This is a genomic window from Marinobacter sp. ES-1, assembly GCF_000475255.1.
GTDB lineage: Bacteria > Pseudomonadota > Gammaproteobacteria > Pseudomonadales > Oleiphilaceae > Marinobacter > Marinobacter vinifirmus.
Window position 1 is genome coordinate 136,323 of sequence record NZ_AXBV01000032.1, and the last position, 19,748, is coordinate 156,070.

Below are 19,748 nucleotides of genomic sequence, written 5' to 3' on the forward strand. Positions count from 1 at the left end.
AGGAGTAAGCATGAAAGTTGTCTCTGCCCTGATCATCGGCCTGTGTGCCATTTTTGCCGCGTCTCTGCTCAGCGAAGGACTGATGGGGCTGCGCACGGCCGACCGCTACGTGACGGTCAAGGGCGTGGCGGAACGGGAGGTGCAGGCAGACCTTGCATTGTGGCCAATCCGCTTTGTCGCCACCGGCAGCACGCTGGACGAAGCCCAGAACAAAACCCGCAGCAGTCGCGAAGCCATCATGGCCTTTCTGAAACTGCAGGCGATTGAGGAGTCGTCGGTTGAACTGCAGCGGCTGGATGTTACCGATACCCGCGCCAATCCATACTCCAGCAACAACAACGAGCAGCAGTACATCATCAACCAGACCCTGATGGTGCGCAGCACCGACATAGACCGTATCCGCCAGGCGGCACAGAACGTGAGCGAACTGGTGGATTCCGGTGTGGTGCTGTCGTCGGACTACGGCCCCGGCGGCCCCACCTATTTGTTCAGTGGCCTGAACGCTATCAAGCCGCAAATGATCGCCGAAGCCACCGCTGCCGCCCGGGAATCTGCCCAGCAATTTGCCCGGGATGCCGATGCCGAGCTCGGCGGCCTGCGACGGGCCAATCAGGGGATTTTCCAGATCCTCGCCCGGGACCAGGCCCCGGGGGTTTCTGAACAACAGCAGCCGTTAAAAACCGTGCGTGTAGTCTCTACCTTCGACTACTACCTGGAGTAACCGGGTTACTGGGTGGCCACCATTTCGTCGGTAACCTGGTAATCCCCGGCCAGCCAACGCAGAATTTCGTGGGCAGCCGGGTGATCAAAGGCATCGTAGGTGTGCATCAGCGCCTGTTTTTTCTCATCGCTGATACGCCCCAGACCGGTGTCCTGCAGCACCAGCAAGTCTTTGTGCAGCTGCTCCGCCAGCTCCAGCCCCAACACCTCCCTTGCTGCGTGCAAAAACGCCTGGCCATACTGGTAGTCCGGCCCCTGACGATAGGATTCCGCCAGCGTGATGGCCGGAATACTGGTGAGCACCGGTTGCAGGGCCGGGTTGATGGCGTGGCCTGAAAGATAGGCGGCATTGCCCGCAGGGCGACCGGTAAATCCGCGCAGGTGCAGGTGCCGGGACATGCGGTCGCCGTCGTTGACCGGATAGTTGTCCCAGAGCAGCGGCTTGCGGCCCAGCAACTGGCTGATACGTTTGAGGTGGCCCGGTGAAATCTCCCGGGAGCAGACTTCCTCCCCGGTCCAGAAAATCCGCACATCGCGGTCCAGCTCCGCACCCAGGGTTTCCAGGTAATCTGCCGGCCGCTGGCCAAACACACGGTCCAGCACCGGGTCATCGGAATAGTAGGTGGGGCACACGCTGATTTTTGCAGCCGCGGTATGCTCCTGCACCCACCGGATAATTCCGGCCTGGGTTCGGGCCAGTTCCGGGGTATCCGGGTGCATATCGTCGAACAGGATGGCCAGCTCCTGAATACCCAGGCGATCCAGCATTTTCAGCTTTTTCGCCAGGGCATCCCGGGCTACGTCATCGAAGTTGTTGAAAACCTCGAACGGGCTCAGCCCCACGCCGAAACGCACCCCTTCGCGCCGGCAGAATCCGGCAAAATCCGCCAACGCCTCGGCCTGTTCCGGCGGATGCGGCTCCTGCCAGCGCCGGCGCAAGTATGGATCGGCCTTGGGCGCGTACAGGTAGAAACCATAGCCATGGGTGGTCAGGGCATTAACCAGCTGGCGCCGCTCGCCCCAGCTCCACACCGGGCCATAAAATCCTTCGATAATACCCAGCTCTACCGTCATCTCACTCGCTCCCTGACCAAGGTTTCTTATCATCATATACCCTACCCGGGCACAGGTCAGGCCCGGCGAACCAGGAAGAAACAGAAGGGATTGCTACGACTCATCAGGCTTATGATCCCGATCAACAGGCAAAGGGCATGGCAGGCAAAGAATATTGTCTAGACTTACAGACAAACCGACATTTCAACAGCCATTCTGACCGGAGATATGCCGTATGGAAATCAAAACCTTCGCAGACCTGATCGACTGGACCCGGCAACTGCACGCCCACCTGGCGCGTTGCCTGCACGAATCGGCCGGATGAACGATTTGTGAAAACCGTTCGTATAGCTCCGAGGCCTTAGACATATGTCTTAATTCGAGCAACTGCATAGCACAACCATTGTGTTTGTGAACTAGACTGCAAGAACAAGCCGGTCACCCAAAAAGCGGCTGGCTCTGAGCCAAAGACAATTACAACAACATCAGAGGTTAGAAGAGCAATGAAGATCCGTTCTGTTCTATCCGCGGCTGTACTGGCTGTGGCAACGACATTTGCCGCCACACAGGCGCTGGCACAAGACAAATTCACCCTGAAACTGGCCGAAACCTGGGGCCCCAACTTTCCCATTTTCGGTGACACAACCAAGCGTTTTGCCGAAACCGTCGAGAAAATGTCTGACGGCCGGCTGACCATCCGCATCGACTCCGCCAACAAGCACAAAGCGCCGCTGGGCGTGTTCGATATGGTCAAGGCAGGCCAGTACGACATGGGCCACTCTGCCTCCTACTACTGGAAAGGCAAGGTTCCGGAAACCCTGTTCTTCACCAGCATGCCGTTCGGCATGAACGCCATGGAACAGTACGCCTGGTTCTACCACGGCGGCGGCATGGAGCTGATGCAGGAAGTGTATGAGCCCCACAACATGCTGTCGTTCCCCGGCGGCAACACCGGTGTGCAGATGGGCGGCTGGTTCCGCAAGGAAATCAAGTCGCTGGAAGACCTGCAAGGTCTGAAAATGCGCATCCCGGGCTTTGCTGGCGAAGTCTTCGCCGAGGTGGGTGTTAACCCCACCAACATCGCCCCGGGCGAGCTGTATACAGCCCTTGAGCGCAACACCATTGATGCCGTTGAGTGGGTAGGTCCGGCCCTGGATCTGCGTCTTGGCTTCCAGCAGATCGCCGATTACTACTACACCGGTTGGCACGAGCCGGCCACCGAGCTGCAGTTCCTGGTCAATAAGCGTGTATGGGAACGCCTGCCGGCAGACCTGCAGGAAATCATGCGGGTAGCCATGCGCACCGCCTCCTACGACATGCTGGTACATTCCCAGCATGAAAACGCCAAGGCCTGGGCCAACATCAAGCAAGACTACCCGAACGTACAGATCAAACAGTTCCCGGAAGACATCTTCCAGGCCATGTACGATGCCAACAAAAAACTGCTGACAGAAGCGGCGGAAGACAGTGCAATCGCCAAGAAGATCATTGATTCCCAGCTGAGCTACCAGGAGCAGAGCCGGGCTTACACGGATATTTCCGAAAGGGCCTATCTCAACACCATGGCGGAAGTCGAGTAAACTGGGCGCCATGCAGCAACAGAGCCGGGATCGCTCTTGGAGAGGTCCCGGCTTTTTGCTTTCTAATCAGAACAGAAAATCCGCTCTGCGGAGGACGATGTACAGATGCGCTGGATAATAAAACTGGACGAGGGCCTGGCCTGGGTCTCGAAAGTGTGTGGCTGGGTGGCGTGCATTGCCATGATCCTGATGGCCGCCAACGTGTTCTACGACGTGCTCACAAGGTATGTGTTTAACGACGTCTCCATCGCCATGCAGGAAATGGAATGGCACCTGTATTCGGTGGTGTTCCTGCTGGGCATTCCCTATGCCCTGCGCACAGACAGCCACGTTCGGGTAGACGTGTTCTACACCAACTGGAGCCAGAAGCGCAAAGCCTGGGTTAACCTGGTTGGCGCCCTGATTTTTGTAATCCCCTTCGCCTACCTGATCGGCTTCTACGGTTATAGCTTTGCCCAGGACGCCTACCAGATGGGTGAAGGCAGCGGCGACCCGGGCGGCTTGCCACACCGCTGGATTATCAAGGCCGTGATTCCTTTCTCTGCCGTGTTTATGGCGACCGCCGGCCTGAACATGGCCACCTACGCCCTGAGGGTGATGGCAGGTGATAAAGAATACGAAGGCGAGCACAGTGCGGGAGGTCTGGCATGATCGGCATGATTATGTTCGGCGTGGCACTGGTCATGCTGATGCTGGGTTTCCCGGTGGCCTTCACTTTCGGTGGCGTGGCGCTGTTCTTTGGCATCTTCGCTGAAGGCATGGATCTGTTCGCGTTCATGCCCTACCGCATCATGAGTGTAATGCAGAACACCGTCTTGATGGCCGTGCCGCTGTTTATCTTCATGGGCGTGGTGCTGCAGCGCACCAGGCTGGCCGAGCAGCTGCTCACGTCCATGGGCCGGCTGTTTGGCGGCCTGCCGGGCGGCCTGGCTATCTCCACCATCCTGGTGGGAGCACTGCTGGCTGCGTCCACCGGTGTGGTCGGCGCCAGTGTGGTGGCCATGGGCCTGATCTCCCTGCCGGTGATGCTGGCCCATAACTACGACAAGCGCCTGGCCACCGGTACTATCTGTGCGTCCGGCACCCTGGGCCAGATTGTGCCGCCGTCCATTATCCTGATCATTCTGGGGGATGTGCTGGGCCTGCCGGTGGGCGACCTGTTCAAGGCCGCAGTGATGCCCGGCATCGTTCTGATCGGCCTGTACATTATCTACATCCTGGTGATCACCCGCCTCAAGCCCCAGACAGCTCCGGCCATGCCGCCGGATGACAGCATCAGCCGTGGCAAGGAAATACGCGATGCGTTGCTCGCGATTATCCCGCCGCTGGCACTGATTGTGGTGGTGCTTGGCTCGATCTTTACCGGCATTGCCACCCCCACCGAATCGTCCGCACTGGGTGGTGTGGGTGCGGTGGTCCTGGCCATCATCTATCGCCAGTTCTCGTTCAAGATGGTGTGGGATGCGGCCAGGGATACCGTCAGCGTAACCGCCATGGTGTTCGCCATCCTGATCGGTGCTACCGCCTTCTCCATGGTGTTCAGCTACACCGGCGGCGACTACCTTCTGGAAGAATGGCTGCTGATGCTGCCGGGCGAACAGTGGGGCTTCATCATCCTGGCCATGCTGGTGATCCTGGTTCTGGGCTTCTTTATCGACTTCGTGGAGATTTCGTTTATCATCGTGCCGATCCTGGCGCCGGTGGCCGAAGCCCTGGGCATCAACATGCTCTGGTTCGCCATCCTGGTGGCCATGAACCTGCAAACCAGCTTCCTGACGCCACCGTTCGGGTTCGCCCTGTTCTACCTGAAAGGGGTGGCGCCACCGAACGTCAAAACCACCGATATCTACAAGGGCATACTGCCGTTCATCCTGCTCCAGATCCTGGTGCTGGCGATGATCATCATATTCCCTGAATGGTTTGGCATGAGTGCTACTTACTAAGACTTGTACCTTCCGGGATCGGGCACCCGCCCGATCCCGCTTTTCTCCCCGCTTTGCCCTCCGTTTTCGCCAATACCTGACAAATCCTGATCATTTTCTATACTGAGTCAGAAACGCGACTCTCAGCCTGATTTCGGGACCGCACAGGAGCACAGAGAACAAAGGGAGAGCCTGCCGTGACACAGAACACCGCCCGCAAACCGGAATATAGCGGAAGCGACCCAAGAGCCCAGGGCCATGTGCTGACCCTGCCCCTCGAAAACAGCCAGACCGACCGGGAACCCCACAGCTACGAGCGCTGGCTGGTGGCCAAGCTGATGCGTATGGCCGGTTCGCCACCGGTGCGCTTCCGCCTGTGGAACGGCGAGACCATCGAACCGGAGCAGCAGCCCGCCCGGTTCACCCTGAGCCTGGCCGATCCCAAAGCCCTGTATTCACTGGTGGCCAATCCCAACCTGGCGTTCGGAGACCTGTACAGCGCCGGCCGGCTGGAAGTAGACGGCGACCTGCCGGATCTTATGGAAGCCATGTACCGGGCGGTTCATGCGGCCCGGCAGAAGTGGCCGAAATGGCTGGATGCACTGTGGCGCAACCACAACCCCCGGCCTACCGGGATTTCCGAAGCCAGGGAAAACATCCACCACCACTACGACCTGGGCAACGAGTTCTACCGGCTCTGGCTGGATACGGCGGAAATGCAGTACACCTGCGCCTATTACGAACAGGCAGACAACACCCTGGAACAGGCCCAGCTGGCCAAACTGGAACATGTGTGCCGCAAACTGCGCCTGAAACCGGGCATGACCGTGGTAGAAGCCGGTTGCGGCTGGGGCGGCCTGGCACGGTACATGGCCCGCAATTACGGGGTAACCGTGCATGCCTACAACATATCCCGGGAACAGCTGGCCTATGCCCGGGCCGAAGCAGAGCGGCAGGGTCTGGATAACCTGGTCACCTATGTGGAAGACGACTACCGCAACATTGAAGGCCAGTACGATGCCTTCGTCTCCATCGGCATGCTGGAGCATGTGGGCAAGGACAACTACCCCGCCCTGTCGGAACTGATCAAACGCTCCCTCAAACCCGATGGCATTGCCCTGCTGCACAGTATCGGGCGCAACCGGCCGATGCTGATGAACGCCTGGATCGAGAAACGGATTTTCCCCGGCGCCTACCCCCCCAGCATTGGCGAGTTTATGGAACTCTGCGAACACGGCGATTTCTCGGTGCTGGATGTGGAAAACCTGCGCCTGCACTACGCCCAGACCCTGAGCCACTGGATGGACAATTTCACCGCCAGCCAGGACAAGGTAACGGAGATGTACGACGAGCACTTTACCCGGGCATGGCGGCTGTACCTGGCCGGCTCCATTGCCGCCTTCCGGGCCGGCTCATTGCAGCTGTTCCAGGTGGTGTTCACCCACGGCGATAACAATCAGCTGCCCCGGAGCCGGCAGGATCTTTATACCTTCCCAGCCACACCGGAGGGCATTTGATGGATTACTACGATGTGATCATTGTCGGTGCCGGCCCCGCCGGCGCTACCCTGGCCCGGGCGCTGGAGGGCGCCGGCAAGCAGGTGCTGATTATCGACAAGGCCAAATTCCCCCGGGATAAAACCTGCGCAGGCTGGGTGACCCCCGCAGTACTGGCAAGCCTGGATATTGATACCACCGGGTATGGCAATGGCCGCACCCTGCAACCCATTCGCCGCTTCCGCATCGGCATGATGGGCCAGGACGCGGTGGAGAACGACCACGGTGAAGTGGTCAGTTACGGCATCCGCCGCTGCGAGTTTGATGACTACCTGCTTGGCCGGGTGTCCTGCACCAAACAGCTGGGTACGCCGGTAAAATCCATTACCCGTGACAACGGCAACTGGGTAATCAACGAACAATGGCAGGCGCCGTTACTGGTGGGCGCCGGCGGTCACTTCTGCCCGGTGGCCCGGCAGCTGGGCAACGGCCCCGGCAAGCATGAAACCGTGGTTGCGGCCAAGGAAGTAGAGTTCGAGATGACACCGGAACAGGCCCGCGCCTGCGAAGCCCGGGGCGACACGCCGGAGCTCTGGTTCTGCCGGGATCTCAAAGGCTATGCCTGGGTATTCCGCAAAGGCAGCTACCTGAACATTGGCCTGGGCCGGGAAGACAATCACCGACTGACGGATCACCTGGAAGCCTTTGTAGAAGATATGAAGCAAGCCGGCCGCATTCCCGCCGACCTGCCCGGCCGGTTCAAGGGCCACGCCTATCTGCTGTATGCCCACGCCGACCGGCCATTGGTGGACGATGGCGTGCTGCTGATCGGCGATGCCGCAGGGCTGGCCTACACCCAGAGCGGCGAAGGCATCCGCCCGGCCATCGAATCTGCCCTGATGGCTGCGAAAGTGATACAGGAAGCCCCGGATTATTCTGCAGTTTCCCTGCAGTCCTACGGCGAACAGATCGCGGCCCGCTTTGGCAATCGGGCGTCTGAGCAGGAACATGGTTTTGACTTGCCGGAATGGCTCAAGCAACCCATTGCCAGCACGCTGATGCGCTCACACTGGTTTACACGGAAGGTGGTGACAGAGAAATGGTTTTTACACCAGCAGGTGCCGCCACTGGATATGGCGGTGTGAGAAGCACAAAGGCCGGGCAATGATGCCCGGCCTTTGTTTTTCCATGCGCCAACCGTGGGTATGACTGTGGTTGGTGCTTTGGAGGTAGTGCTTAGAACTTCACGCGCATGCCGGCCAGGAAGCCCATGTCGGTGTCGTCTTCATCAGTGTCAGCAATTTCAGCAAACACGCTTACGTTCTTGGCTTCCGGGAACTTATAAGTCACGTTAGCGTACCAGCCAGTTACGTCTTCTTCGTTGTCCTCTTCCTGGTTCTGCATACCGATTGCAACGCCGGTAGTGCTGGTGACGTCGATGGTAGCAGCAACGTTATACAGGGTGGTTTCGCGATCTGTGTTGCTGTCGTCGGTGACACTGTAGTCAGCGGCCAGGCCAAACATGCCAAAGTCGTAACCGGCGCTCAGACCCCAGGTGTCCAGGGAATCACCACCAATCGGAGTGTGCTGCTGGAAAGCGGCAGCCAGTTCCAGACCAGCGATTTCGGTAGCAGCGAACAGATCGAAGAATTCACCGGTGATGCCATCTTTGTCTTCGGCTTCCAGCTCGTAGCTTGCAACCAGGTATACCTGATCCAGTTCTACGTCTACGCGGAAGGTGTCATCGCCGTCTGTGTCTACCGCATCAAACTGATCTTCGTCCAGCGGTGCTTCATAGGCTTCTTCGATGCCGAATTCGTCAGAAGCGAAGTTCTGCTTACCGAAGGAGAAAGAGGTTACGCCGTACTGGATACCAACATATGCCTCTTCAATCGGCTCATCTGTTGACGCGTAATTGTCACCGGCAATTTCTTCTTCATTACCATTGGCGTGATCTTTAAAGTCAAGATCCAGACGGCCAAAGGCTTTCATGTTATTGCCGAGCTCATAGCTTACGTAGTTTTTGATTTCCAGGTCGTCGAAATCAACATATTCATTTTTGTTGTCACCAATTTTCTTACGCAGCTGAATCTGGAAATCACCGTTGAGCTTGTAGGTGAATCCGTCCTTTTCGTAGATGGTCGCAGCGTTTACAGAACCTGCGGCAACAGTAGACACAGCAACAGCCAGAAGAAGCTTCTTCATTTCTTATAACTCCACTTTCAGTTTGGTTTGGTGTTTATCGGTTGCTGGAATCGACCCAGCTGTCCCACTCTTTTCGAGTTTGTTCGTCAGCTTTCAGATACCAGTAGCGCAGCATCCTGCTGACCATTTCCTGATCCGGATCGACGTGCGAATCCAGCAACAACCCTTCCTGGTTGGTTAACGGTGCCGGGCCTGCGGTGGCTGCCGGTGCAGTCACTGCGGCTGCGGCGCCGGAACGGTTATAGGCCGCCAGCTCACGGGCATAGTCCCGCACCAGCTGGAAACCTTCTTTCTTGAGCACATCGGCGGTGAAGGCCACCTGTTCGCCCTGGCTGTCTGTCAGCTGCCAGTCGCCCTGCTGATTGAAACTGTCCATCTCGTTCCGGGAGTCAATGTCAGGTGCGCTCAGAGTCAGCTCGCTGTCAGCAGCGTCAAAACGCACAACAAAGGCGTCGCTGGTTTCCAGCACTTCTTCCCGGCTGATTTCGGTGGTGCACTCCACCACCAGTTGCGCGGTGCCATCGGCCAAGGTCATGACCTGGCCAGCCGAAGCCGTTTGTTCACTGCCCTGAACCGCCTGTACGTTCACGCAGGGCCCCAGAGTCAGCTGTACCTCTGCCAAAACCGGCAGCGGCATCAGGGCCATCATCAAACTGGTAATGCGGGTAAATCTCGTCACGTTCTGAATCCGATGACTAAGGTGTTAACTCAACTGAGACGACACTATGGAGGGGGGTTATGACAGAGCTATTACAAAACGTTATGGGAAAGCTTTTTTTAAGACTCAATGCCCGAAAAAACAAAACCGCACCCGAAGGCGCGGTTTTGATGGGCAATAAAGGCTTCAGTATCAGTTGGCTGAGGCGCCCACCACATCGATGCCATAGAGCGTGGTGGTGCCGCTCACCTCGTTTCCGACTGCCAGGATCGGCTGGCCATTGGGGCTGTTTTCTGCGGTGATAAACGCCAGGCCTTCCGGGCCCAGGTCACCGGCCTGGCCAGCTTCTACCGCCGCCTTGTCGGCAGAGAAATCCCGGTTGTTCAGGTACTGCACAAACTGCGGGTTCTGGGGATTGGTCACGTTGTACACCATGATGCCACCCACCCGCTCCAGGCCGATAAAGGCATAGTTCTGGCCGTTGATCTCGCCAATGGTGACCGCTTCCGGCTCCGGACCTTTGTCGTCTGAACGGTCGTCGACGCCGTTTTCATCGTTAGTCGCATTAAAGCCTTCAGGGATCAGGTTAGCGGTAATGCGCTCGAAGTCGTTGCCGGAATCAAACATCCGCTGGCCCTGCTCGTTCCAGATAGAGAAAGAACGGGCGCCGTAGCTGTAGAGTTCACCGAACACACAGTCTTTCTCTACATCAGTGGCGCTGCTGGACGGATCGCAATCATTAGCCATGCCCAGGATGCCGGTCACTTTCAGACGGCCCAGGTTGGCGCTGTCCTGCAGTTCCTTGCGCTGGGCCTCGGTGCCGAAAGCCTCGCTCAGCTGCAGGTCTTTAACCCGGTATTCTTCACTAAAGCCATCGTAATCCCGAGAGTCACCCTCGTTGGCAGTCACGTAGTAGGTCTTGCCGTTGTAGCCATAGCTGGCCATGGCGTCCGGCATGTACATGCCTTTGATGGGCCAGTTGCGCAGGTTGATGCCGCCATCCTTGTTGCTGGCATCCAGCTCGTTACCCAGCATGCGGTGGTCTTTGAAGCCCAGCGGCAGCACGTCCAGAATGCGTGCGTTTTCGATGTCCAGAACCGCGACGGCATTGTTTTCCTGCATGGCTACCCAGGCGCGGGTGTTATCAACCGAAACCGCAATGTATTCCGGCTCGAAATCCTGGGCGGCAGAGGCACCCGGGCCAAAGATACGGATACCGGATTCGCGCAGGGCCTGTTCGCGACCGTTGAAGGCGCGGAAGTCGGCGGTTTTCACTGTCGCTTTGTCCACACCGTTAGCCAGGTCGATCACGCTTACGGAACCTTCGGGGTCTCGGGTGTAGTCGTCATTCGGTTCACCTTCGTTGGCAACCAGCACTTTTTGACCGTCACGGGTGAAAGTCACCATGTCTGGCAATGCGCCCACGGTCACTTCACCGGCCTTGGACAGGTCAGATGCGTTGTAGAACACAACCTTGCCGTTGTCCTGCTTCACATTGGCTTCGATGGCGACGGCGACCAGGTCACCATACACCGCCACACTGTTAGCGGAGGCGCCTTCGCGGCTGGCGTCGATGGTGTTTACCAGCACCGGTGCAGACGGGTTGCGGATATCCAGTACGTCCACGGTGGCCGCATTGGCATTCACCACAAACAGGCGCTGGTTGGCAGCATCATGAGCGACGATTTCGGCGGCGCTTTCATCGAACACATTGCCCGGAGCCTTGTAGCTTCCCAGTACATTGAGTTCGATCAGACCCGGCAAGGAAGCCTTGGGCTGGGTGTCAGAACCGCTGCCGGTAGCGCAGGCAGCAAGGCCAACGGTGGCGGCCAGAATGGCGGAGGTCAGAAGGGTTCGCTGGAAAATCATGTTTACCTCGGGTTGTGTCGTCGGTGTGTAAATGACGGCCCAAGCTATGGCAAACAGATGACAAAACCGCGTCAGAAAAAAGACAAGTCGATGACGCACATACGAAAATGGCGGCTCCGGGGAGCCGCCATTTCAGGTTACCGTTCTGCCTGGCTTACTGGCCCAGGTAGCTCCGGTACATCCACACGTCTTTCTCCTGCCCGGAGATGTAATCACTCATCAGGGCGGAGGTGCCTTCGTCACCGGCTTCACCGGCCAGCTCCAGCAGTTCGCGCTGCTTGGCAATCAGCTTGCCGAAACTTTCAACAATGTTCTCAACCGCTTCTTTGCCGTTGGATACGTCTTTGCGCTCCGGCACTTCGGCGGTTTCGATGTAGGTGCTGAACGCGTGAGCCGGGCGGTGGCCCAGGGTCAGTACACGCTCGGCAATTTCATCCACTTTCAGCAGAAGGTCGTTGTACAGCTCTTCGAATTTCTCGTGCAGCAGGAAGAAGTTCTCACCCTTGATGTTCCAGTGGTAACCACGCACGTTCATGTAAAAGATCTGGTAGTTGGCCAGCAGATCATTCAGTGAGCTAGCCAGTGCGGCGGTTTTTTCGGTATCCAGACCAATAAAGTTCTTACCCATTTGAACCTCCTGATTCGTCGTCGGGTTATCTCTGGTTACTACTCTAAGTCAGTTCCGGGCCCTGAGCCCAGTTCCATTACTTAATGTCATTAATAGTAAAAGCTTATTCGATAGCCTGAAACCTTATAGCTCGAACCTATCGCAGGATATCGCATAATCTATTTGAAAATAATTCTCGTTTGTCCTTAAATTAAATCATAGACCTGATAAACGCGGAGTTGATCATGAGCACACTGAAACTGTTTGTCCACGAGCACAGCACGAAAGGTGATCAGTCGGTTTTGAAAACGATTACCTTCGCCATCACCCACTTTACCGTGGCCTTCACAGTGGCCTACCTGCTGACCGGTGACATCCTGATCGGCAGCCTGATTGCCATGGTGGAACCGGCCATCAACACCGTGGCCTACTTCTTCCATGAGAAGATATGGGCACGGCACCAGCAAAATGCAAGGGACGCTGCCGCCGCACCGGTAAGCTTGCAACATCACACGTCATAGTGAACTGACACAGGTCAGCTCCCACTGCGGCCCGGGTTAAACACCCGGGCCGCAGTCCATGCAGCCTTCCGCGGGCTCCGGGCCCAGTTTCAGGTTTCTGTTCAGGTCTTTCAGGGCTGATCGCAAGCCCTCTTCAATCACCGGATGGTAGAACGGCATTTCCAGCATGTCGCTCACGGTCATCCGCTTCTGGGCGCACCACGCCAACAGGTGGGCAATGTGCTCGGCCGCAGGGCCGAACATTTCCGCGCCCATGAACAATCCGCTGCCATGCTCGCCATACACCCGCAGCAGGCCCCGGTTCTTGCCGATTACCTTGCTGCGGCCCTGGTTCTCGAAACTTACTTCACCGACGGCAAAGCAGCCCCGACACTTTTCATCCACCTGGTGAATGGTCAGGCCCACCGAGGCAATCTGGGGGTCGCTGAACACCACCGCCAGTGGGGTTTTGCGCAATCCGGTCTGCACCTCCGGATATGCCGCCGCGTTGTCTCCGGCGATGCGGCCTTCATCGGCGGCCTCATGCAGCAACGGCCGATGATTATTCACATCCCCGACGATAAAAATATGGCTGTCGCCACAGCGCAGGGTGTAAGGATCAAACTCCGGCATGCCCCGGTCGTCCAGCTCGATGCCGGCGTTCTGGATGTCCAGGTTGTCGATATTCGGCCGGCGCCCGGTGGCCGCCAGCAGATAGTCGAAGGTTTCCTGATGCTCTTTGCCGTCTTCCAGCCAGGTAATCTGCACACCACCGTCTGTCCGTTCCACCCGGCGGGTTTCGGTTTTCGGGCTGAAGGCAAACTCTTCGCTGAAGGTTTTCAGCGCGTAGTCACGGATTTTCTCATCCCGCAGGCCGCCGATGCCGCCGCTGACGCCGAACAGGTGCACCTTAACCCCCAGCCGGCTTAATGCCTGCCCCAGCTCCAGGCCGATGACCCCGGGGCCGAAGACCGCGACAGAGCCTGGAAGGTCCTGCCAGTCGAAGATGTCGTCATTCACAACCAGCCGGTCCCGGGCTTCCTTGAAGATACCCGGTATGTTGGGGCGGGAGCCGGTGGCGATGATGATACGACCGGCGCGAACCTCGGTATGGTCGCCGACTTCCAGCCGGTGGGCATCCAGAAAGCGGGCATGGCCCATCAGGCGATGTTCTTCCGGCAGTTTCTCCATGGAGCGGACCACTGGCGCCACAAACTTGTCCCGCTCGGCACGTACCCGCTGCATTACCAGCCGGCCATCAATGCGGACATCGCCAACCAGCACACCGAAGTCGCCGGCGGATTTAAGGTCGTGGGCCCGCTCGGCAGCGGCAATCAGCAGTTTGCTGGGCATGCAGCCCACCCGGGCACAGGTTGTGCCGTACTGTTCGCCCTCGATCAACACCACACGGTCGGTTTTCTTTGCCACCCGCTGATAAGCCACCATGCCGGCAGTGCCGGCGCCGATGATCGCTACATCCACGTCACGCTTGTTCATCTGGCCTCCTATGAAAACCGGAAATTCCCGTCTTTTCTGCAGGTTAAGTTATAAGTATAGAAAGCTTACGGAATCCTGACAGGTGAAACCGGAAAAAAATCCTTCTATGCTTGCCGGCAACCACCTTCACAGGTTTACGACCATAACGCTCAACAGGTCACTACGTTAACAGGAGCAAACAGGTGCAGAATTACTGGCTGGAGTTTCTGACGGTCGCACTGGTGCACTTACTGGCGGTTGCCAGCCCGGGGCCCGATTTTGCAGTGATGCTGCGCCAGGCCCTCACTCAGTCACGGCGCAACGCCTTGCTGACCGCCATCGGTATTGGCCTGGGGATTCTGCTGCATGTGGGCTATTCGCTGCTGGGTATCGGACTGATCATCCAGCAGTCGGTGATGCTGTTCACCGTGTTGAAGGTGGTTGGCGCGGTTTATCTGCTGTACATCGCCTGGCACTGCCTGCGGGCCAGGCCGGGCGGAGTGCATGTGGATGCGGCTAAAAAGACCCAACAGACAGGAATGGCAGCCTTCCGGCTCGGGTTTCTGACCAACGCCCTGAACCCCAAGGCAACGCTGTTCTTTGTGTCCCTGTTTTCCGTGGTGATCAACCCGGGCACACCCATTCTGCTGCAGGCAGGCTATGGCCTGTACATGGCACTGGCCACGGGCCTGTGGTTTGCCATGGTGGCGGTGTTCTTTACCCACCCCCGTGTCCGCCGGGGTTTCAACCGGTTCGGACACTGGCTTGATCGGGCCATGGGGGGCATTCTGGTGCTGCTGGCCGGGCAGCTGTTGTTGTCTACAGTGAGCGGATCAGAGCCTCCGTCTGTTCCCAGCCCAGGCACGGATCGGTAATCGAGCAGCCGTAGACCAGCTCTTTACCGTCATCCTGGCGACCGAATTCCAGGAAGCTTTCCAGCATCAGGCCCTTGATGTGCCGGTTGCCATTGCGCTTCTGGGCCATCACATCCCGGGCAATGTCCACTTGCCGCTCGGCCTGTTTGCAGGCGTTGTCATGGCTGCAGTCCACCATCACGGCCGTTGATACCCCGGCTTTTTCCAGCTCTGCCACTGCCTTGGCGATGCTCAGCTCATCGTAGTTGGTCACGCCCCGGCCGCCGCGCAGCACCAGGTGGGTGTCCGGATTGCCAGCGGTGGAAATCATCACCGGCGCGCCACTGTGGGAAATGCCCATGTGGTGGTGAGGGTGCGAGGCAGACTTCATGGCATGGCTGGCCACGGTAATACCGCCGTCGGTGCCATTTTTGAACCCGGTGGGCATGGGCAGGCCGCTGACCATTTCCCGGTGGATCTGGGATTCGGTGGTGCGGGCGCCAATGGCGGTCCAGCTCACCAGGTCACCCAGGTAATCCATCATGAATGGACTCAGGGCTTCAGTGGCCAGCGGCAAACCAAGCTCGGATAAAGCCAGCAATAACTTGCGGGAACGCTCCAGCCCCAGTTTCAGGTCACCGCGGCCAGTACGCTCAGGATCGTACAACAGGCCTTTCCAGCCCACGGTGGTGCGGGGTTTTTCCAGGTAGGCGCGCATCACAATCAGGAACCGGTCACTGACGTCGTCTGACAGCGCTTTCAGGCGGGTGGCGTAGTCCAGGGCAGCCTGTTCGTCGTGAATGGAGCAGGGCCCCATAACAATCAGGGTGCGGTCGTCCTGACCGTGCAGTACAGCGCGGATCTGTTCACGGTAACCGGCAATGGCCCGACCCCGTTGCTCATCGGCAGGAAACTGCTGGCGCAACTCGGCGGCGGTAGGCAACCTGGCTTCCTGGCGGTGCTGGCAGGCGCTGGAGGATTGCGCGTCCAGTGTTTCAGATTTCAGCGGCATGTTCATGTCTGTGTTCCCGTTTCCCTGTGTCAGAATCAAAAAAGCCCCGGCTGGGCTACCAGTCGGGGCTTTTCGGAGTCCGGTGGCAGCCTGGGTTGCTTGCCGGGCTGCCTTCCTCGTAGTGTTCGGTCGATGAAGATCTTACGGGCGGCCCGGGCTCTGGCTAAAATAAAAGCCATAACCAAACCACCAAAAATACACAGCAGAACCTGCGGCCTTCAGTTTTTCACCGAAAGCTTTCAGAACGTTCAATTGACAGGCTGCGTGTAGAGTCTTCATGCTTTTCACTATATACCCGCGGTTTTCAGATTGGCAACCCGCAATCCGGATTATTTTCCGGTGGGTGTCGTTAACGTGGCTTCGGAGGCCCAGATGCACAATCCTTTCGCCCGGTTTTCCACTCTGGCCCTGCTGGCCGTTCTGATACTTGGCCTGGCGGCTCCGGCGGCGGCCCGGGCAGAACAGGAAACCCGCATTTACCAGCTGCAGAACCGCACCGCCGAAGACATGGCGCAGCAGGTACGCACCCTGTACCAGCAAGCTCCGGTGTCGGTAACGGCCCGTGGAACACAACTGGTTGTAAGGGGAGAGCCTGTGTTGCTGGATGAAATCGGCACCCTGGTCGGCTCGCTGGATGTACCTCCGGTACAGATGCGCATTACCGTGCGCTACCAGCAGAGTTCAGACAGCTCGGGTTCCGGTGCTGGTGTCAGCGTAAACCGCAACCGGGTATCCGCCGGGGTCGAGCAAAGCAGCCGTTCCAGCAACTCAAGCTCCCAGCGCCATCTGGTAGTTCAGGACGGGCAATCGGCCCACATTACCTCCGGCAGCGTGCGCACCCTGCCCTTCGCCGTTCAGGGTGGCCGCAACCCGGCGGTGATCCTGGAACAGGTGGAAACCCGCAGCGGGTTTGTGGTCAGCCCCCAGTCAATTTCCGACCAGGCAGTGGAGCTGAACATTGTATCGTTCGAGGAAGACCCGGCAGCACTGCCCGGCTATGAAACCGAGGCGCTGGTGACCATCCGCCGGGTGGAGCCGGGGCAATGGGTGTCTCTGGGCGGGGTCAGCACATCGGAAAGCCGCCAGCAGGGCGGCCTGGTCTATCAGCGCAACAGCAGCCTGGCGGAACAGCTGGCCATCGATGTGAAAGTGGATATCCTGCCCTGATCAGGCGCCGCGTTTGCCGATCAGCAGGTCCCGGGCTTCGTTGAGCTTGGCGGCCAGGTAATCGTTACCACCGCGATCCGGATGCACCTTCTGCATCAGCTTGCGGTGGGCAGCCACCACCTCTTCACGGGTGCAACCCGGCGTCACTCCCAGAATATCGCAGGCTTCCCGCTCGGTCATAGCGCCGGCAACCGGTGCACGCTGGTCACCCGTACCGGCCTGTCCCGAAGCTTCCGGCCCGGAGGAATCGTCCATGGCCTTGCGGAACATCGGCGCGTAGCGCATCAGCGCCGGCAGTTTTCTCAGCAGCGGAATCAGTGCCGCAATACCGGCAGTGATCACGTGCACCCGGCCGGTCAGCACCATAAACAGCAACAGGGCACCGCCGGCCACCAGCACCACTTTCCAGATGGCCGCTTTCTGGCCTTCCGGCGACAGCGCACCCCATTTTTTCAGGATGACAAACACGGTGGCCGCCAGGGCCAGGCCGAGAATCAACTGCATGCTTAACTCTCCCCGATTCGGGCTTCAACCTTCGCCTTGAAGGTTTTCAGGGGTTCAAGGTATTTATCGCGGTGCGTCCTTGCCCGACTCACGGGCACAATTGCTGCCACTGCAAAACGACCAAGGTAAGTGTCCATCGCCACTGAGAATGCCGCAATATCCGGCATGTATTCTTCGAAATCTTCTGCCACGCCGGTCTGGCGGATTTTTTCAAGGTCTGCCAGCAACTGGCGCTTTACTGCCACGCCTTCGCTACCCGACGGCAAAGTATCCCGCAGAATCTTTTCAACCTTGCTGTCTTCCATGCTGGCCAACAGGGCCTTGCCTACCGCAGTGGTATGGAAAGGCACGTGAATCACCCCCATAGCCGGCACCACCCGCAGCTCCCGCTCCGCCACAATGCGCTCGATCACAAGCACCTGGTTGGCTTCCACGCCACAGAACACCAGGGTTTCACCAATCTGGTGGCTGAGTTCTTCCAGCAGGGGACGAGCCACGGAAATCACGTCAATCCGGGTGTGGTAAAGCAGGCGCCCGAGCTCCGGCCCCAGCCGGTAACCGCCTTCAGCCCGCACCATTTCGACAAAACCTTCAGTTTCCAGCGCACCGATAATGCGCTGAATGGTAGAGCGGGGCAAGGCCACGGCCCGGGCGATTTCCGCCAGGCTCAGGCCGTCGGGATACTCTCCGAGTTCGCGCATAATCGCCGCTGCCCGGGCAATCACCTGAATGCCACCCTGGCGACGATCTTCGTGCCCTGTGTCTTCTGTTTGCTGCATGGATTCCTGACTCGTGGGTTTGCGATCACCCGGTATTACGAGCGCGCAGACAGGCTATGTCAAGCAAGGCTCCCGACCCCGGCGCAGTAGAATCCGAAGTTACCCTTGTATCACAATACGGTTACAATCCCGCAATACAATACAATACAATGAACCCATTACCTCCGAACCAACCACAGACGGGGACAACGTTGTGATTTCAAACAAACACCTGCCCGACAGCCGCCTGCTGGCGCTGCTGCTGACCAGTATTTTTGTACTTTCCGGATGCAGCGATCCGGCACCGCAACAACAAAACCAGCGCCCGGCGCCTCAGGTGGGGGTGTATGAAGTGGAAGAACAACCACTGGCCCTGTCTTCCGCCCTGCCTGGCCGCACCCGCGCCTGGCGGACTGCCGAGGTTCGCCCACAGGTGAATGGCATTATTGAAGAGCGACTGTTCGTTGAAGGCAGCGTAGTGGATGAGGGGTCAGTGCTGTACCAGATCGATGACGCTCCCTACCGGGCCGCCCTGGCCCGGGCCAATGCCAGCCTGACCAATGCCCGCAACCTGGCCAAGCGCTACGAAAACCTGGTGGGCACCCGTTCCATCAGCCAGCAGCAGTATGACGACGCCCTGGCTGCCCTGCGCAGCGCCGAGGCGGAATACGAAGCCGCCAGCATCAACATGAACTACACCCGGGTGAAAGCCCCGATCACCGGCAAGATCAGCCGTTCGCGAGTCAGCGAAGGCGCCCTGGTGACCAGCGGCCAGCAGCAGGAAATGGCCACCATCACCCAACTGGACCCGATCTACGTGGACATCGTGCAACCGGTCACCCGCCTCCTGGACCTGCAGAGCGCTATCGAAGCCGGGCTGATTGAAGCCGATGAGAACGACGTGGTTGAAGTCTCGCTGGTGCTGGAGAACGGCCAGGACTATCCGCACACCGGTTTGCTGAAGTTCTCCGAAGTGGTGGTCGATGAGGGCACCGGCTCGGTCACCCTGCGGGCTGAGTTCCCGAATCCGGATGGCAAGCTGCTGCCGGGTATGTTTGTGCGCGCGCTGGTGGAAGAAGGCACCCGCCCGAACGCCATCCTGGTGCCCCAGCAAGCGGTGTCACGCGATACCCGCGGCGTACCAACCGTCTGGGTGCTGGCCGAGGACAACACGGTAAGCGTCCGCCAGATTGAAACCGAGCGCACCGTGGGCAACGCCTGGCTGGTGCAAAAGGGGCTGCAGGCCGGTGAACAGGTGGTGACCGAGGGCGTTCAGCGCCTGGCGCCGGGCATTCCCGTGCAGCCGGCACCGGCAGCCAATGTCGACCTGAAAACCGAATTCGCAACCCAGGCCGAATAAGGAGCTC

Annotated in this window: 19 protein-coding genes and 1 pseudogene; 11 read left to right on the forward strand and 9 right to left on the reverse strand. The window is 58.6% G+C overall.

Translation table 11 applies throughout. From position 1 onward, the window contains the following. Positions 1–10 precede the first annotated feature (10 nt). Positions 11–721, forward strand: coding sequence for an SIMPL domain-containing protein (locus Q668_RS04390; RefSeq protein ID WP_022988395.1), 711 nt, complete (start codon positions 11–13; stop codon positions 719–721). Positions 722–726: 5 nt separating this feature from the next. Here the strand turns inward: Q668_RS04390 and Q668_RS04395 are convergent, their stop codons facing one another. Continuing rightward, entirely contained in the window at positions 727–1,794 is a 1,068-nt protein-coding gene (locus Q668_RS04395) for a beta-N-acetylglucosaminidase domain-containing protein (protein WP_022988396.1), read from the reverse strand. Positions 1,795–2,008: 214 nt separating this feature from the next. Between Q668_RS04395 and Q668_RS17750 the strand changes: the two are divergent. The 6 genes and pseudogenes from Q668_RS17750 to Q668_RS04420 all read left to right on the forward strand — a co-directional run. After that, positions 2,009–2,092 (forward strand): annotated as a pseudogene (locus tag Q668_RS17750) (ATPase); the annotation flags it as partial. Between the two features lie 184 nt (positions 2,093–2,276). Then, complete coding sequence (locus tag Q668_RS04400; RefSeq protein ID WP_022988398.1) at positions 2,277–3,353, forward strand: TRAP transporter substrate-binding protein; 1,077 nt, start codon at positions 2,277–2,279, stop codon at positions 3,351–3,353. 105 nt (positions 3,354–3,458) lie between these two features. Continuing rightward, entirely contained in the window at positions 3,459–4,004 is a 546-nt protein-coding gene (locus Q668_RS04405; RefSeq protein WP_022988399.1) for a TRAP transporter small permease subunit, read from the forward strand. Beyond that, entirely contained in the window at positions 4,001–5,296 is a 1,296-nt protein-coding gene (locus Q668_RS04410; protein WP_022988400.1) for a TRAP transporter large permease, read from the forward strand. Before Q668_RS04405 ends, Q668_RS04410 begins: the two co-directional genes overlap by 4 nt. Positions 5,297–5,472: 176 nt before the next feature. Then, positions 5,473–6,792: an SAM-dependent methyltransferase gene (locus Q668_RS04415; RefSeq protein WP_022988401.1), complete on the forward strand. Its 1,320-nt coding sequence runs from the start codon at positions 5,473–5,475 to the stop codon at positions 6,790–6,792. Then, the gene (locus tag Q668_RS04420; protein ID WP_022988402.1) at positions 6,792–7,916 is read left to right on the forward strand and encodes an NAD(P)/FAD-dependent oxidoreductase; all 1,125 of its coding nucleotides are present in this window, start codon (positions 6,792–6,794) and stop codon (positions 7,914–7,916) included. The genes Q668_RS04415 and Q668_RS04420 overlap by 1 nt, the downstream gene beginning before the upstream one ends. 91 nt (positions 7,917–8,007) lie before the next feature. Here Q668_RS04420 and Q668_RS04425 read toward each other — a convergent pair whose 3' ends face one another. The 4 genes from Q668_RS04425 to Q668_RS04440 all read right to left on the reverse strand — a co-directional run bounded on the left by Q668_RS04425 (position 8,008) and on the right by Q668_RS04440 (position 12,131). Beyond that, the gene (locus tag Q668_RS04425; RefSeq protein WP_022988403.1) at positions 8,008–8,976 is read right to left on the reverse strand and encodes a porin; all 969 of its coding nucleotides are present in this window, start codon (positions 8,974–8,976) and stop codon (positions 8,008–8,010) included. Positions 8,977–9,010: 34 nt separating this feature from the next. Next, a complete protein-coding gene (locus tag Q668_RS04430) occupies positions 9,011–9,655 on the reverse strand; it encodes a DUF2057 domain-containing protein (RefSeq protein ID WP_227498279.1) in 645 nt (214 codons plus the stop codon). A 171-nt stretch (positions 9,656–9,826) separates the two neighbouring features. Next, positions 9,827–11,503, reverse strand: coding sequence for a choice-of-anchor I family protein (locus tag Q668_RS04435; protein ID WP_022988405.1), 1,677 nt, complete (start codon positions 11,501–11,503; stop codon positions 9,827–9,829). Positions 11,504–11,657: 154 nt separating this feature from the next. Next, positions 11,658–12,131: a Dps family protein gene (locus Q668_RS04440; protein ID WP_022988406.1), complete on the reverse strand. Its 474-nt coding sequence runs from the start codon at positions 12,129–12,131 to the stop codon at positions 11,658–11,660. Positions 12,132–12,355: 224 nt separating this feature from the next. Here Q668_RS04440 and Q668_RS04445 point away from each other — a divergent pair, with 224 nt between their 5' ends. Then, on the forward strand, positions 12,356–12,631 hold the full coding sequence (locus Q668_RS04445; RefSeq protein ID WP_022988407.1) for a DUF2061 domain-containing protein: 276 nt from the start codon (positions 12,356–12,358) through the stop codon (positions 12,629–12,631). 36 nt (positions 12,632–12,667) lie between these two features. Here the strand turns inward: Q668_RS04445 and Q668_RS04450 are convergent, their stop codons facing one another. After that, positions 12,668–14,107, reverse strand: a complete 1,440-nt coding sequence (locus tag Q668_RS04450; protein ID WP_022988408.1) for a dihydrolipoyl dehydrogenase — start codon at positions 14,105–14,107, stop codon at positions 12,668–12,670. A gap of 182 nt (positions 14,108–14,289) precedes the next feature. Between Q668_RS04450 and Q668_RS04455 the strand changes: the two genes are divergently transcribed. Beyond that, a complete protein-coding gene (locus Q668_RS04455) occupies positions 14,290–14,961 on the forward strand; it encodes a LysE family translocator (RefSeq protein WP_022988409.1) in 672 nt (223 codons plus the stop codon). Here the strand turns inward: Q668_RS04455 and Q668_RS04460 are convergent. Further along, complete coding sequence (locus Q668_RS04460) at positions 14,906–15,958, reverse strand: 3-deoxy-7-phosphoheptulonate synthase (RefSeq protein WP_022988410.1); 1,053 nt, start codon at positions 15,956–15,958, stop codon at positions 14,906–14,908. The two genes, Q668_RS04455 and Q668_RS04460, sit on opposite strands and share 56 nt — an antisense overlap. Before the next feature lie 366 nt (positions 15,959–16,324). Here Q668_RS04460 and Q668_RS04465 point away from each other — a divergent pair, with 366 nt between their 5' ends. Then, a complete protein-coding gene (locus Q668_RS04465) occupies positions 16,325–17,119 on the forward strand; it encodes a secretin N-terminal domain-containing protein (protein WP_052009669.1) in 795 nt (264 codons plus the stop codon). Here Q668_RS04465 and Q668_RS04470 read toward each other — a convergent pair whose 3' ends face one another. Continuing rightward, on the reverse strand, positions 17,120–17,623 hold the full coding sequence (locus Q668_RS04470) for a DnaJ domain-containing protein (protein ID WP_022988412.1): 504 nt from the start codon (positions 17,621–17,623) through the stop codon (positions 17,120–17,122). A gap of 2 nt (positions 17,624–17,625) precedes the next feature. Then, positions 17,626–18,402 carry an IclR family transcriptional regulator gene (locus Q668_RS04475; RefSeq protein WP_022988413.1) on the reverse strand — a complete coding sequence of 259 codons (777 nt, stop codon included), beginning with the start codon at positions 18,400–18,402 and terminating at the stop codon, positions 17,626–17,628. A 196-nt stretch (positions 18,403–18,598) separates the two neighbouring features. On the opposite strand from Q668_RS04475, the gene Q668_RS04480 reads away from it, so the two are divergent. Beyond that, positions 18,599–19,741: an efflux RND transporter periplasmic adaptor subunit gene (locus Q668_RS04480; protein ID WP_273132492.1), complete on the forward strand. Its 1,143-nt coding sequence runs from the start codon at positions 18,599–18,601 to the stop codon at positions 19,739–19,741. The last annotated feature ends 7 nt before the right edge of the window (positions 19,742–19,748 follow it).